Origin of the sequence: uncultured Tateyamaria sp., from assembly GCF_947488715.1 — a bacterium.
In the GTDB taxonomy this organism is placed as follows: domain Bacteria; phylum Pseudomonadota; class Alphaproteobacteria; order Rhodobacterales; family Rhodobacteraceae; genus Tateyamaria.
In genome coordinates this window covers 55,583-71,526 of record NZ_CANLAG010000009.1, presented here as the reverse complement: position 1 = coordinate 71,526, position 15,944 = coordinate 55,583, and the positions used below count along the sequence as shown (strand labels likewise).

Annotated in this window: 6 protein-coding genes; 2 read left to right on the top strand and 4 right to left on the bottom strand. The window is 61.6% G+C overall.

The features are described from left to right. Window positions 1–61 precede the first annotated feature (61 nt). Window positions 62–2,482, bottom strand: coding sequence for an FAD-dependent oxidoreductase (locus Q0936_RS17610; protein ID WP_299294671.1), 2,421 nt, complete (start codon window positions 2,480–2,482; stop codon window positions 62–64). A gap of 107 nt (window positions 2,483–2,589) precedes the next feature. After that, the gene (locus Q0936_RS17605) at window positions 2,590–3,861 is read right to left on the bottom strand and encodes a DUF2254 domain-containing protein (protein WP_299378309.1); all 1,272 of its coding nucleotides are present in this window, start codon (window positions 3,859–3,861) and stop codon (window positions 2,590–2,592) included. A 133-nt stretch (window positions 3,862–3,994) separates the two neighbouring features. Between Q0936_RS17605 and Q0936_RS17600 the strand changes: the two genes are divergently transcribed. Both Q0936_RS17600 and Q0936_RS17595 read left to right on the top strand, forming a co-directional pair. Next, window positions 3,995–6,403 carry an FAD-dependent oxidoreductase gene (locus tag Q0936_RS17600; RefSeq protein ID WP_299294667.1) on the top strand — a complete coding sequence of 803 codons (2,409 nt, stop codon included), beginning with the start codon at window positions 3,995–3,997 and terminating at the stop codon, window positions 6,401–6,403. A 147-nt stretch (window positions 6,404–6,550) separates the two neighbouring features. Beyond that, window positions 6,551–7,156 (top strand): nucleotidyltransferase family protein, encoded by a 606-nt coding sequence (locus Q0936_RS17595; RefSeq protein ID WP_299145704.1) that lies wholly within the window; start codon window positions 6,551–6,553, stop codon window positions 7,154–7,156. Here the strand turns inward: Q0936_RS17595 and Q0936_RS17590 are convergent. Continuing rightward, window positions 7,149–9,014, bottom strand: coding sequence for a Hint domain-containing protein (locus Q0936_RS17590; RefSeq protein ID WP_299145702.1), 1,866 nt, complete (start codon window positions 9,012–9,014; stop codon window positions 7,149–7,151). The two genes, Q0936_RS17595 and Q0936_RS17590, sit on opposite strands and share 8 nt — an antisense overlap. A 319-nt stretch (window positions 9,015–9,333) precedes the next feature. Continuing rightward, a complete protein-coding gene (locus Q0936_RS17585) occupies window positions 9,334–15,825 on the bottom strand; it encodes a tandem-95 repeat protein (protein WP_299294665.1) in 6,492 nt (2,163 codons plus the stop codon). Window positions 15,826–15,944: the final 119 nt, after the last annotated feature.

Here is a 15,944-nt window from a genome sequence, read left to right as displayed (position 1 = left end):
GGTGTCAGTATACAGGCCTGCCTCAATCAGTATGTCAAACCGCGCCGCACCCCGATAGCCGCTATCCCCGCAACCGTTCTCCCGACGCATCAAACGGCGGAGCGTCAAGGATAGTTGCCTTGTGCGGCTGTCCCAGCACCATCACGTCAACCCGGTCACCCGCCTGCGCGCCAGTAACATATCCCAGCGCGAGGCTCATTCCGACCGAATAGCCATACGCCCCCGATGTCACGCGACCGATGCCCTGCCCGTTCAGGAAAATCGGCTCACCCCCGGTGGCATCAGCGCCGGACGCATCAGTATCGGCCGCATCCAGGTGCAACAGTACCAGCGATTCGCGTGCCGGTTGCGCCATGACCTCCGCCACCGCGTTTTTGTTCAAAAACGGCTTGTCCAGTTTCACCAACCGCTCCAGACCTACCTCTTGCGGCCAGTATTCGGGGCTGTATTCCCGCCCCCACGACCCATAACCCTTTTCGATCCGCAGGCTCATCAAGGCGCGACTGCCCACAGGACCGATGCCCATCACGCGCCCCGCGTCGATCAACGCCGTGTAAAGGCGCGCCTGATCCGCTTCCGCACAGTGCAGTTCCCAGCCCAGATCGCCGGTAAACGACACCCGCAGGGCCAGAACCTCAATGCCCGCCAATTCAATGTGGGCGGACCGCATGAACGGCCAGTCCTCGTTTGACAGCGACGTATTGGTCAGGCGCTGCAACATCGCGCGGCTGTCGGGGCCAGCGACGTTGAAACCGCACATCGCCTCGGTCTGGCTTTGGAATTCAGTGCCTTCCGGCAATGGCACCTGCCGGAAGAACCGCTGGTGATAGCGTTCTGCCATGCCCGACCCGATGATCCAAAACGTGTCCGCCGCCAATCGCGTCACGGTGAAATCGCCAGCGATGCCGCCCCGCTTGCCAATCAGCGGCGTCAGGCACGACCGCCCCACCTCCCGCGGCATGCGGTTGGCAAACACTGCGTTCAGCCACGCCTCGGCCCCCGGCCCGGTGCAGCGGTATTTGGCAAAGTTCGAGATATCGATGATCCCGCCCCGATCGCGCAGCATCCTGCATTCCGCACCGACCGGCGCCCACCAGTTCTGACGGGTGAACCCGTCCGTGTCCTTGGCACCGGACGTATCCGCGAACCACAGGGGATGTTCCCACCCGTAGTTCAGCCCCATGACCGCGCCCATCTGCCGCTGCATGTCGTAGGCCGGGCGCACGCGCACCGGCCGCCCCGCCGCGCGTTCCTCGTTCGGGAAGTGGATCTTGAAACGGTTGGCGTATTGATCGCCCACACGCGCCTTGGTGAACGCCTTGCCGGCCCATGTGCCAAACCGCGCCATATCCCAGGGGAACATGTCGTATTGCATCTCGCCCTCGACCATCCACTGCGCCGCCAGCAGCCCCATGCCACCCGATTGCGAAAACCCCGGAATGATCCCGTTGCAACAGAAATAGCCCGTCAGTTCCGGCACCGGCCCGAACAGCACATTGGCATCCGGTGACCAGATCATCGGCCCGTTGATCACCCGCTTGATCCCCGCCGTGCCCACCACGGGCACACGGTCGATGGCCCGCATCATGTTGTCCTCGATCCGCTCCAGATCGTCAGCGAACAACTCATGCCCGAACCCCTGCGGCGTGCCGTTCTCCGCCCATAGTCGGTAGTCCTTCTCGTAGGCCCCCACCAACAGGCCCTGCCCCTCCTGGCGCAGGTAATATTCACCATCGCGGTCCGCCACCGACGGCAGACGGCGATCCATGCCCGCAATCTCGTCAATGGTCTCGGTCACGAAATACTGGTGCTCGGTCGGTTGCAGCGGCAGCTCGATCCCCGCCAATGCCGCCACCTCGCGCCCCCACAGGCCCGCGGCGTTCACCACCCACGGCGTTGAGATATCGCCCTTTTCGGTACGAACGATCCACGTGCCATCAGGTTGTTGCTCGGTGCCAGTGACAGGACAGAACCGGATGATCTCGGCCCCGTTTTGCCGTGCGCCCGTCGCATAGGCGTTGGTCACACCACTTGGATCGACATTGCCGCCTTCAGGCTCCCACATGATGCAACGGATGCCGTCATAGTCCACCAGCGGATGCAACCGTTCGGCCTCGGCCCGGTCCACCTCGTGAAACTTCATGCCATAGAGCTTCGCCTTGGCCGCCTGCAACCGCAGTTGATGCACCCGCGCCTCTGTCTGCGCCAGATAGAGCGATCCGGGTTGGAACACGCCGCACCCCTGCCCAGTCTCTTGCTCCAACTCCTTGTAGAGGCCCATGGTATAGTGCTGGATGCGGCTGATGTTGGTGCTGTCATGCAGACCGTGAATGTTGGCCGCCGCATGCCAGGTTGAACCAGAGGTCAGTTCGTCCCGTTCCAAAAGGACAACGTCGGTCCAGCCCAATTTGGTCAGATGGTACAGGATCGAACAGCCGATAACGCCGCCGCCAATCACGACGGCCTGTGCGTGGGTGCGCATGAGAGATGTGCCTTGCCTTGCTTTTCTCCGACCCAACCTGCGCCCAGCCTCGCGGCAAGGATTGCCCTTTCGCGACACATTGCGTCGCTCAGGGGCAAGGCGCCAAATTACGCGGTCGACCGGCCCTCAACAGTTGCACGCAACTGCGCGCGGTCTGACGGCCAGGTCAGCGCCTCCATCGCCCGGTCGAGGCAATCCTGCGCCATCGCTTCCGCTGCCGCACTCAGTTCGGCATCGGGGTGCGCCATCAACGCGCCGAGGCACCGTTGCAATCGCTGCTGCACCGTCACATCCCCGGCCCCGTCGCGCGCAATCCCGGAAAACGCATCCATGATCAGATCCGCCGCATCGAGGGGCTGCACATGCAGGCAATCGAACTGCGGTGACTGCCCGCCCCCAGCCTCATCCTGATAGAGCGACAGAATTCGGGTCGACCGGTTCAGCACGTCAATGGCCGTGCCAGGGTCATTGACCCCCGGCGACAGAGCTTTGGAACCGATCTCGGACATGACCAACAGACCAAAGCGTGGATCCTGATCATAGGTCCGCACATCGCCCAGCACGATCAAGGGCTGCACCGCAGCGGCCAATGCCTCGGCGTCGGGCGCCGTGCCCGTGACCCACACCAAAGGCGCGTTCAAAAACACGAAACTGCCCACGTTGCGGTGCAGGTACAGGGATACGCCGTGTTGTTCTGCGACTTCCTGCAAGGCATCGGGATAGATATGGCGGACATACCCACTTTGATCCGCGCGCAAACAGGTCGCACCCTCCGGCACCTCACCGTCCCAGACGCAGGCACCCAGACACGGGGTCGCAAGCCGTTCCTCGAATTGCGCACGGGTCATTTCCTCGACCTGGCGTGTGGTGTCCACCAGACTGCCCAGCGTCTGAAGATGCAGCACCCAGCGGATCAACGACCACACGACAAAGGCCAGCACAAGCACCGTCAGCCAGAACAGCACCAGCGCCCGGTCATCGACATAAATTCCGATCTCGCGCAGCACAATCGCCACAAGGGCATAGACATAGGCCCCGATGAACGCAGCCAGCGTGTTTTGCGTGACCGCGTCTTCCATGATCAGCTGATGCACACGCGGCGTCCACTGCGATGCGCTGGACCGATACACACTGACCATCACCGTCAGCGAAAACGTCGTCACCGCCAGCATCGCGTTGGCGATGATGTTCAACAATCGGTCGGCCGCAGCCCCCGGCACACGTTGCGCCATATCCGCAGGCACCAACGGCTCGACCAGTTGTGTCACCGCAAGGGCCGCGAATGACAGCAGCCCCATCAGCACCACCCGCACCCACAGCTTGCGCAACATGTACCGCGCGGCCTGCACCGCCGATCGAGCGAACCGGTCTACAATCATATGCCTTGCCTCACCCACGATCCTGATCCCGCCTGCAATTGCCATTCGCGACACAAGGTGTCGCGCCTGACCCGTCCGTCCAGTCCTGTCGCACACTAGAACAGGACAAGACATCATTTATCGGGACCTGATCATGCAAACGACAACACGTGTCGCAGTTATCGGAGGCGGCGTTGTGGGCGTCTCTGTCCTTTACCACCTGACCAAGCTGGGCTGGTCCGACGTGATGCTGCTTGAACGGTCCGAACTGACCTCCGGCTCAACGTGGCACGCGGCGGGCGGGTTCCATACGCTGAACGGCGACACCAACATGGCGGCCCTTCAGGGCTATACGATCAAGCTCTACAAGGAACTCGAAGAGATCACCGGCATGTCCTGCGGCCTGCACCATGTCGGCGGCGTGACGCTGGCCGACAATCAGGACCGCTTCGACATGCTGCTGGCCGAACGGGCCAAACACCGTTTCATGGGGCTGGAGACCGAGATCGTTGGCCCCGAAGAGATTGCGAAAATCGCGCCCATCACCAACACTGACGGCATCCTCGGCGCACTCTACGACCCGCTCGACGGTCACCTCGACCCCTCCGGCACGACGCATGCCTACGCCAAGGCCGCGCGCATGGGCGGGGCCACGATCCACACCCACACCATGGTCCACGAAACCAACCAGCGGGCCGACGGCACCTGGGACGTGGTGACGGACAACGGCACGATCCACGCCGAACACGTGGTCAACGCCGGCGGCCTCTGGGCGCGCGAGTTGGGGACGATGGCGGGCGTCTACCTGCCGCTGCACCCGATGGAACACCAGTATATCGTCACGGATGAGATCGCAGACATCTACACCCGCGACGCCGAACACCCCCACGTCATGGACCCCGCGGGCGAAAGCTATCTCAGGCAGGAAGGCCGCGGCCTCTGCATCGGCTTTTACGAACAGCCCTGCCGACCTTGGGCCGTCGACGGCACACCGTGGAGCTTTGGTCACGAACTCCTGCCCGACGACTTCGACAAGATCGAAGACAGCATCGCCTTTGCCTACAAACGCTTTCCTGTTCTGGAAACCGCAGGCATCAAATCGGTGATCCACGGCCCGTTTACCTTTGCCCCCGATGGCAACCCGCTGGTGGGGCCGGTGCCGGGATTGCGCAACTACTGGTCCGCCTGCGGTGTCATGGCCGGGTTCTCTCAGGGCGGTGGCGTGGGTCTTATGCTGGCGCAATGGATGACCCAAGGCGCATGCGAACGCGATGTGACTGCGATGGACGTCGCGCGTTTTGGGGACTGGATCAGCCCCGGCTACACCCGCCCCAAAGTGATCGAGAACTACCAGAAACGGTTCTCCGTCTCTTACCCGAACGAGGAACTGCCCGCCGCCCGGCCCAACCGGACAACACCGATGTACGACATATTTTCGGGAATGGGCGCTGTCTGGGGCCAGCAATACGGGCTGGAGGTCGCCAACTATTTTGCGCAAGGCGACGAGCCAACATTCGAAACCCCGTCCTTCCGCCGCTCCGACGCCTTTGCCGCCACCGCGCGCGAGGTCCGGGCCGTGCGCACCGGCGTGGGCATCAACGAAGTGCACAACTTTGGCAAATACAGCATCACCGGCCCCCGCGCCCGCGCATGGATCGACCGCATCATGGCCGGGCGCGTGCCCAAGCCAGGGCGCATCTCATTGACGCCGATGCTCAACACGCAAGGGCGTTTGATCGGCGACTTTACCCTGTCATGCCTGAGCGAAACTGAGTTTCAGATGACAGCGAGCTACGGTGCGCAGGCCGTGCATATGCGCCACTTTGATCAACATGAAGAAGACGGCGTAACCATCAAAAACATAAGCGATAAGCGGAACGGATTTCAGCTGGCCGGTCCACGCGCACGCGACGTTTTGCAGGCCTGCACCCGCGCGGATGTGTCGGACATGGCCTTTCTGGACGTCAGGACAATCACCGTTGGCATGACCGAATGTATCGTTCAGCGGGTCAGCTATACCGGTGATCTGGGTTTTGAGGTCTATTGCGATCCAATGGCGCAACGGCAGTTGTGGCAAACCCTTTGGCAGGCCGGACAGGCCCACGGCATGACCCTGTTCGGGATGCGCGCCATGATGTCACTGCGGCTGGAAAAGTTCTTTGGCTCCTGGCTGTCGGAATATTCGCCCGACTACACGGCGGCGGAAACCGGGCTGGATCGGTTCATTGATTGGAAGAAACCCCAGGCCTTTGTGGGTCGTGCCGCCGCCGAAGCCGAGCGTGCCAGCGGTCCTGCGCGCCATTTGTGTGCATTTGTGGTCGATGCCGAAGACGCGGATGTACAGGGCTACGAGCCGATCTGGGTTGATGGCGCCGTGGTTGGGTTTTGCACGTCCGGCGGCTATGCCCATCACAGCGAAACATCGGTGGCTCTGGGTTTTCTGCCAAGCGGAATGGCAAAGACGACCAGCCATGTCGAAATCGAAATTCTGGGCCAGATGCGCCCGGCGCGCCGCTTGGACACGCCGCTCTTTGACGCCGATGGCGCGCGTATGCGCGGGTGATGGATGTATTGGGATGAGGGGCGCTGCCCCTCAAACTCCCCGAGGTATTTGGGGCGAAAGGAAAGCAGGGGCACGCGCGTCTTTTGTCGTGGGTGCGAACGCGGTAGCGTGGTCAAGTGGCAGAGACCTTGGGGGAGGCAGACAACCATGTTGCCCATCTTGATCCTGGCCGCCGGCCAATCCCGCCGGATGCGCGGCGCGGATAAGCTCTTGCAGGATGTGGACGGTGTTCCGCTGTTGCAGCGGCAGTGCGCCATTGCACTGGCGGTGTCAGATGATGTGCGCGTGGCGCTGCCGCCCGCGCCGCACCCCCGCTATGACGTTGTGGCCGGATTGCCGGTGGATGTGGTGCCTGTCCCGGATGCAGCGGAAGGGATGGGCGTCAGCTTGCGTCGTGTCTTTGCGACGCTCTCGCCAGGCACGCCCTATGCGATGCTGTTGCTGGCGGATTTGCCCGATTTGACCGTGCCGGACCTGCATGCCGTCAAACAGGCCGTGCAAACGCATCCGGACGCATTGATCTGGCGCGGTGCCACGCCGGATGGGCGCGGTGGTCACCCGATGATCTTTGCCGCGAGCCTGTTTCCGGACATTGCAAAGCTGGACGGGGATGATGGCGGCAAATCCGTTGTGCGCGCGGCGGGTACGCGTGTGCATCACGTGTGCTTTGACGACAATCGGGCGCGCCATGATCTGGACACGCCCGAAGACTGGGCCGCATGGCATGCGGCGCGCGCGGATCGCCTTACTTGAGGCGGTCCACGATGATCTCTGCTTCGTGCCGTTTCAGCGACAAACGCGCAGCACCGTAGGTTTCCAGACCCGCCAAAGTCTCCAGCTCGGGGAACAGGGTCAGAACCTCGTTGCGCTGGTCGATGCCAATGCCCTTGAGCGAGTGATCGCCAGGCTGGAAGCTCTCGGACCATGCACCATCGGCCAGAACAACTTCGTGTTGGTCGAACATCAGGTGCAAATAGCTCACCGCGCCGGTCTGAACCTGATCCACACCGTCAAGGCCAGTCAGGTGCTTGGCGGCAATCAGCACTTCGCGTTCGTGGAACATCACCTCGGCCAGATCGGAATTGACCAGCATCCGGTGCTGCGGCGACACCAGCATGTCACGCTCGGGCAGACCATTGCCCAGAGCGCCCTTGCGGATGAGCACCGGCTGGAACTCGGGATGTGCCAGCATTTCCTGCGGCGTCAGGTCACGACGCCCGACCCAACGCAGGGTCTGTGCGCCATTGTCACGGGTAAAGACCTTGTCACCGGCCTCCAGCTTTTCGACCGCCACTTCGCCTTTTTGGGTCGCGATACGTGTGCCGGGGGTGAAACAGATGATGATCTGCTCGATTTCCGAATAGGTCACGCGGCGGGCCACGTTGCCATTGTCGTCGAGCAATTCAACGGTGCCGGATTCCGGCCCGCTCTGGATCACGTTGGCGCGCACACCGGTCAGATCGAGGATATCGATGTCGCTGCCATCGGCATCTTCGCCGCCGATGATCGTGTGGTTGCCGAGCCCGTCAAAGATGAACCGGTCAGAGGCCTGGCCCCCTTCGGCACGGTCATTGTCGGGACCCACTTCGATCAGGTCGGCACCGTCGCCGCCCAGCAACGTGTCGTCGCCCTGACCACCGGTGAGGAAATCCTCGCCCGCGCCGCCTTCGAGCAAATCCTGACCCTGACCGCCCTCAAGCGTGTCATTGCCTTCGCCGCCTTCGATGGTGTCATCGCCACCGTCGCCCAACAGGCTGTCGTCGCCGCCCTGGCCAAAGATCTCGTCCTGGCCGCTGCCGCCTTCGATGGTGTCGTCACCCGCTTCGATCGGTGTGACAACGGCATCGTCGATCAGGTCGCCCGAGAACGAAAAGCCCGAGTTGGTGTTCCGCGCCTCGAGGGTAAACTCAAGGAACTCGCGGTTTTCGAACGAGGCAGAGAACCACGCATCCTGATCGGAGGGGCTGTTTTGCTCTGTACCTGCTGCGGTGATCGTGCCGGCACCAGTAGAGACCGCCAGTGACGTGTCATCGCTCACACCAAACGCCGTAAAGCTGCTGGTGTTGATGGTCACCGCTTCCTGATCGCCGGGGCTGTTGCGGTCGAGGTCGTTGATGGTCGCGGTCGAATTCAACGCAATGGGGGTGCCTGTCGTCGCATTGGGCGAGTCAGGGATAAAGAACTCCATACGGAAGTCAGCCGTGTCACCGGTTCCGTTGCCGTTCATCAGAATTTCAAAGCCCGCACCACCCGACAGGTCAACCGTCAGGTTCGGATCGGATTTCGACACCAGAACGATGCGCGCAGAGACCTGCGTGCCATCTTCGAGCTGTGCAACATTCCGGTACACGGCAGAGTCGCCCGCCGAGTTGTTGCTGTCTTGTGGTGTCACAAGGTTGTTGATGTTGATGACCAGTGGGGTCGCGTCATTGCCGGGTGCAGTGCCTTCGCCGACATCACCAAACAGGGTGTCGTTGCCGCCACCACCAAGGATACTGTCATCACCGCCTTCGCCCGACACCAGATCCTGGCCGTTGAATGCGTTGATTGTATCGTTCTCGTTCCCACCCTGGAGAGTGTCGTTATTCGGTGTTCCGTTAAATATCGGCATGGCAGCAGCCCTTCACACAAAAGTACCTCAGAGAACGCATCTCGCCATCCCCCAACGGGTCAACACGTCTCAATATGAATTAATTCAAATCCGGTCGCATTTCAGGGGGAAAATGTTCAGATTGGTAAACCTCGGCCTAAATGAGGCAAAATGGTGCTGCAATGCAGCACCATACGGTTTCGGACTGGAAACAATGCCACGCATTTATGCGGATTAAACACGAAGAACGGGTGCAGCCCCCTGCCCCGTTCCCCGCGTCCCCCGCGAATCACGCGGGGAATGCTGCACATATTTTGAGTGTGCGCGAAGCGCTTGCTGATCAGGTCAGCAGTTGCGCTTCGTGCTTTTTCAGGCTGCGGCGTGCTGCGGTGTAACCCTCGATACCTTCGGCTGTTTCCAGTTCAGGGAACAGTTCCAGGATCTCGGCCCGTTGCGCGTCACCCATCGACGCCAGTGTCTGATCACCAGGCTGGAAGCTTTCGGTCCATGCGCCATCGGACAGGATCACCTCGTGCTGGTCGAACATCACGTGGATATATGTCGTCTCCGACACGTCCACGACGTCAATACCGTCCATGCCCGTCAGGTGCTTGGCCGCGACCAGAACTTCGCTCTCGTCAAAGTACAGCGCCGTCTTGTCGCTCGACATCAGCACACGGTGCTGTGGCGATACCAGCATGTCACGCTCTGGCAGGTTGTTGCCCAGTGCACCCTGTTGGATCAGAACCGGACGCAGGTGTTCTGCGCGGGCCAGCTCTTCACCGGACATGGCGCGTTGGCCGACCCAGCGTACTTCCTGGATGCCGTTGTCGCGGGTGATGATCCGGTCACCAACGGCCAGCTCTTCGACTTTGCGCTCACCCTGCGGCGTCGCAATCAGCGTGCCGGGGGTAAAGCAGGGGATGACGTTCTCGATGTTGGTAAAGGTCAGGGACCCCGCCGCGTCACCATTGGTGTCAAAGTAGTTGACCACACCGTTCTCAGGGTTGGTGGGATCGAACACCACGTTCAGCGAACCGCCACCAGGGGCCGAGCCGCGCAGATCCAGCGTATCGAAGTCGTCGCCACCTTCGTTGCCGTCGACCTCTTCGCCAGCGTTCACGTTGATGAACGTGTCCTGATCGTCGCCACCAGACATGATGTCGGCGCCACCGTTGCCACCGTCGATGGTGTCGTTGCCGGCACCCCCGTCGATCACGTCATCGCCGGTCGAACCGATGATGCTGTCGTTGCCGCCGTCACCGTTGATGGTGTCGTCACCAGTGCTGCCGTCGATGGTGTCGTTGCCTTCGCCGCCGTTCAGCACGTCAGCGCCGTTGCCACCGATGATGGAGTCGTTGCCTTCGCCGCCAAAGACAGTGTCGGCCTGACCACCTGCGTCGATGGTGTCGTTGCCTTCGCCGCCTTCGATGGTGTCGTTGCCTTGACCACCCAGCAGGCTGTCGTCGCCGATGCCACCGTCGATGGAGTCGTCATCGATCTCGCCGTCGATGGTATCGTTACCGATGCCGCCGATCAGCGTGTCATCGTCGTCCGCACCAAAGATCAGGTCGTCGCCTTCACCACCATCCACGAAGTCGCGGCCATTGTCAGGGCGCAGATCGGGGCCAAACGGGTTGGACCCGTCGTCCTCGATGTTCAGCGCGTCCAGACCCAACACAGGATCGTTGCCGGCATAGATCGTGTCGTTGCCGATGCCGCCAAGGATCGTGTCCTCGCCTTCACCACCCACGATGCGGTCTGCACCTTCGTCACCTGTGATTTCGTCGTCGTCGATACCGCCGTCGATCACATCGTCGCCCGTGCCGCCCACGATGGTGTCGCGGTCGTCGCCCGTGCTGATGGTGTCGTCACCGGCACCGCCGTCAACAAAGTCACGCTCGTTCTCGGCTTCGGGTGTCCCCTCTTCGCCGGTGAACAGACCCGGATAGCCCTTGTCGATGCGCAGATCGTTGTCGGGATCGCTGGACGTGATGCTGTCGTTGCCGTCGCCGCCTTCGATGCTGTCGGACCCGTCACCACCGTTGATGGTGTCGTCGTCGTCACCGCCTTCGATGGTGTCGTCGCCAGCACCGCCGTTGATCAGGTCTTCGCCTTCTTCGCCGCGCAGGATGTCATCACCCGGCCCGCCATGGACCTGGTCATTGCCTTCGCCTGCGAACACATCGTCGTTGCCTTCGCCAGCCACGATGGTGTCGTCGCCGCCGCCTGCTTCGATGATGTCATCGTTCGGGCCTTCGCCTGGCAGGATTTCATCGTTGTTGTCGACCATGTCGCCTTCGGGATCGCCGACATAGTCTTCGTCGATCAGTTCACCGTCATCGGTGCCCGAAACGATGCCGTCCAGCGGCTGCTCTTCGACCGTCACGATCACCTCAGCGGTGTCAAAGCCGCCATTGTCATCGGTGATGGTATAGCTGATGGTCGCAGGTCCTTCGAAACCGGGTGTCGGCTCAAAGGTCAGCGTGCCGTCCGCGTTGATGGTCACATCCCCATCAGGCGAGGTGGCCTCGGTCACACGCAGCGGATCACCGTCCACATCGCTGTCATTTGCCAGCACGGGGATGTCGACCGCCGTGTTGAAGGGCGTTGTGGCCGCATCGTCTTCGGCTTCGGGTGCGTCGTTCACAGGTGTGACTGTGACAACCAGCTCACCTGTGTCCGTGCCGCCGTTGCCGTCCGCGATCGTGTAGGTGATCGTGGCCTCGCCGTTGAAGTTCTCAGCGGGGTTGAAGGTCAGCGTGCCGTCATTGTTGTTGGTAACTGTCCCCTGGTCCGCCGGGACGGTGGCCGAGATCACCTCGAGCACATCGCCATCCGCATCTGTGTCGTTGCCGACGACATTCACGGTGACGGGCGTGTCTTCTTCTGTGGTATCCGCATCGTCCACAGCCACAGGACCGTCGTTGACCGCCCCAACCGAGACGATGGCCTCGCCTGTGTCGGACCCACCATTCCCGTCGATGACGGTATAGGTGATGGTCGCCGGGCCGTTGAAGTTCGGCGCAGGTGTAAAGGTCACCGTGCCGTCGCCATTGTCGACAACAGACCCCTGATCCGCAGGCACGGACACATCGCCCAGTTCCAGCGTATCGCCGTCCACGTCCGTGTCATTGCCCAAGAGGTCAACAACCACGGCCACGTCTTCGTCGGTGGTCTCAAGATCGTCCACAGCCACCGGATCGTCGTTGACGGGGTTCACTGTCACAGCAACTTCGGCTGTGTCTGTTCCGCCATTGCCGTCGGTGATGGCATAGGTGATCGTTGCTTCGCCGTTGAAGTTCTCGGCAGGCGTGAACACCAGCTTGTTGTCCACGATGTCCACGGTGCCCTGATCCGCAGGCACGGTTGCACCTGTGATGGTCAGCGGATCGCCGTCCGGGTCGGTGTCATTGCCAACCGCATCGATGGTCACAGGCGTGTCTTCGTCCGTGGTCGCAGTGTCGTTGACCGCATCGGGGCCGTCATTGACCGCGCCCACGTTCACGATGGCTTCGCCTGTGTCTTCACCGCCTTGGCCGTCCACCACAGTGTAGGTGATGGTGGCTGTGCCGTTGAAGTTCGGCGCAGGTGTAAAGGTCACGGTGCCGTCGCCATTGTCGACAACAGACCCCTGATCCGCCGGTACGGACACAGAGCCGATGTCCAGCGGGTCGCCGTCCACATCCGTGTCGTTGCCGATCAGATCGACCACAACCGCTTCGTCTTCCATGGTATCGGCCAAGTCGTCCACGGCAACCGGATCATCGTTCACCGGGTTCACGGTGACCATAACCTCGGCTGTGTCTGTGCCGCCGTTGCCGTCGCTGATCGCATAAGAGATCGTGGCCACGCCGTTGAAGTTCTCGGCAGGCGTGAACAACAACTCGTTGCCCACAACCTCGACCGTGCCCTGATCCGCAGGCACCGAAGCCCCCGTGATTGTCAGCGCGTCGCCGTCCACATCCGTGTCGTTGAACAGTGCGTCGATGGTGACGGGCGTGTCTTCGTCAGTTGTGGCCGTGTCGTTGACCGCATCGGGTGCGTCGTTGACCGGGTTCACAGTGACGTTGACGGTTGCCGTGTCGGTGCCGCCGTTGCCGTCGGAGACGGTGTAAGTGATCGTGGTTGGACCGTTGAAGTTCTCGTTCGGCTCAAATGTCAGCGAACCGTCGGCATTGATGGTCACGTCACCATCAGGCGATGTGGCATCGGTCACTTCCAGCGGATCGCCATCGGGATCGCTGTCGTTGCCCAGAACGTCGATGTCGACGCTGCCGTCTTCGTCTACGGTCGCTGTGTCGTCCGCCGCATCGGGGCCGCGGTTGATCTCGTCACCGACAACTTCTTCGATCTCGGTGAAGGTCAGCGTCAGACCGTTGGGGTTGCCCGCGCCATCCACGAACACCACGGTGCCGTTGATGCCGTTGCCGTTTGCGTCCGGTGTCACGTTGTCGAGGAAGAATGGCCCTTGACCCGTCAGGTCCAGCACGTCGAGGTCGGTGTTCAGAGCAGGGTTGGCGTTAAAACCACCTGCACCACCATCAACCACGTCACCCGCACCACCAAAGATAGTGTCGGCATCGTCGCCACCCGACAGGGTGTCGTTGCCTTCGCCGCCGGACAACACATCGTCGCCGGCTTCACCGAACACCATGTCGTTGCCCGCGTCACCGTTCAGCGTGTCGTTGCCGCCCTGACCGTGGATCCAGTCGTTGTCGTTGCCGCCATCGACCGAGTCGTCGCCCGACCCCATCCAGATCTCGTCGTTGCCGTCGCCACCAAACGCGGTGTCGTTGCCCGAGCCACCCAGCAGGATGTCGCGATCTGCACCACCGTCCAGCACGTCGTTGTCACGGCCACCTTCGAGACGGTCATTGCCGTCGCCGCCGATCAGCACATCGTCGCCATCTTCACCCTTGAGGGTGTCGTTGCCGACCATGCCGTCGATGGTGTCGTCGCCTGTGCCACCTGTGATCAGGTCTGCACCGCCGGGGCCGGTGTCGTCCTTGAAGTTGCCGTCACCAAAGATCGAGTCGTTGCCCGACCCACCGTCGATGGTGTCCGCATCCGAACCGCCCGAAATGGTGTCGTCATCCGCGTCGCCAAACAGCGTGTCCTTGCCGTGGCCGCCATAGATGTTGTCGTTGCCGTCGCCACCGTTGACCAGGTCATTGTCCGCCGAGGCCCACAGGTCGTCATTGCCGGTGCCGCCGTCGATGGTGTCGTTGCCGAACGAGGCTTCGACCATGTCGTCGCCCGCGCCGCCGATGAACAAGTCATCGCCAAAGTCTGCGCCACCCAGCGTGTCGTTGCCGTCACCACCGATCTGCGTGTCATTGCCCGCACCGCCAAAGATGCGGTCGTTGCCGTCGCCCCCTTCGAGGGAATCGTTGCCACCCGCACCCGTGATCGAGTCGTTGCCGTCTTCACCGAAAATGGTGTCGTCGCCTTCGCCGCCGTCCAGCGTGTCGTTGCCCGCCACACCTGCATCCGCGATGGGCGCGTCAAAGTAGACGTCGGTGATGTTAATGCCGCTGTTGTTTCCACCATCCTGGTCGTGCTCGATGACGATACGCGCCACCGGACCGGGAATGCTCACCAGCAGCGAATACTGCTGCGATGTGTCCTCGAGGTAGCCGCCATTGCTGTCAGCCGTGTCGTTGCCAGCCACACCGTCGGTGTCCAGCAGTGTCAGGCGGTCGCCGCCTTCCAGGTTGACTTCGATCTGGTTGCCCGCCGCGTCAAACGCTTTGATGCGGACCACGCCGTCGCCGTCGATGTCGTTCACGCGGAACGACACATCTTCCACCGGAGCAGAGAAGTCGAGCTGGTAGTCAGCCGAATTGCCGTGCCCGTTCAGGATGTTGTCGAGCGAGCTGTTGTTGTCGATCGCGTTGCCGTCGCCATCGATGTTGGCGATGTTCTGGCGGTCATCCGACTGGATCGTGCGCGATGCCGCAGACTGTTGCAGCACCGAGAATGTGACATCCACGTTGCCTGTGTCCTGCGTGAACCCGCCAACATTGTTGCCGTCACCAAAGGGCGATTTTTCCCACTCGAACACTTCGCGCTCGGTGACGCCTGCGTTTTCGCCAGCATAGTTGCTGTCGCCAAAGATCAGGTCGTTGCCGTTGCCGCCCTGCACGTCGTCGTTGCCCGACCCCGCATAGACGTCATCATTGCCTTCGCCCGCCTTGACGGTGTCGTTGCCACCCAGCGCGTCGACGATGTCGTCATTGGGGCCTTCGCCCGCCAGGATCTCGTCATTCGCATCAATGCGGTCACCCTCTGGGTCGCCGTCAAAGTTGGTGTCGATCAGGTTGCCGGTGTTGTCGCCTTCGACGATGCCGTCACCCGTTGTGTCGAACACCAGATTGTCGATTGCACCCGACCCGCCCAGGATCACGTCCATCCGACCCACGTTGTCGACGTCGAAATCGACAATGCGCTGGCCGTTGTTGCCCACACCGTGCACATCCACCTGTTTGATGAAATGGCCGTTGGTATCGTAGAATTTCACCCACGCGCTTTCCTCGATGTCGAGGAAGGTCAGACGGTTCACTGTCGACGGCTCGTCGAACACAAAGCGCAGCGTGCCGCCATGCGCTTCGTCGTCTGGATCATTGCTGTCGCCGTCTTCCGAGATGATCAACGCCTGGTTCAGGTTCGTCGTCTCCAGATCGTCGTCGCCACCTGTCGGGAGAGCGGTGTTAAAGGTCATTGCCTTGTTGGACCCACCGATGGCCGAGATGGTCACTCCTTCAGCGGCGAATTCGTTGTCTACGACAGTGCCGGTGGCGAGATTATTGAAATCAATAAATTTGGTCATTGGATGGGTCTCCTAGGCGTTGTTGCTGACGGCGCGCAACGCGGCCGGGTAAAAAATAGGGGTTGAAGAGACGGGCATGGACGTGTGCGCGCACAGTGCACCGCGGCCCCCAAAGCCGG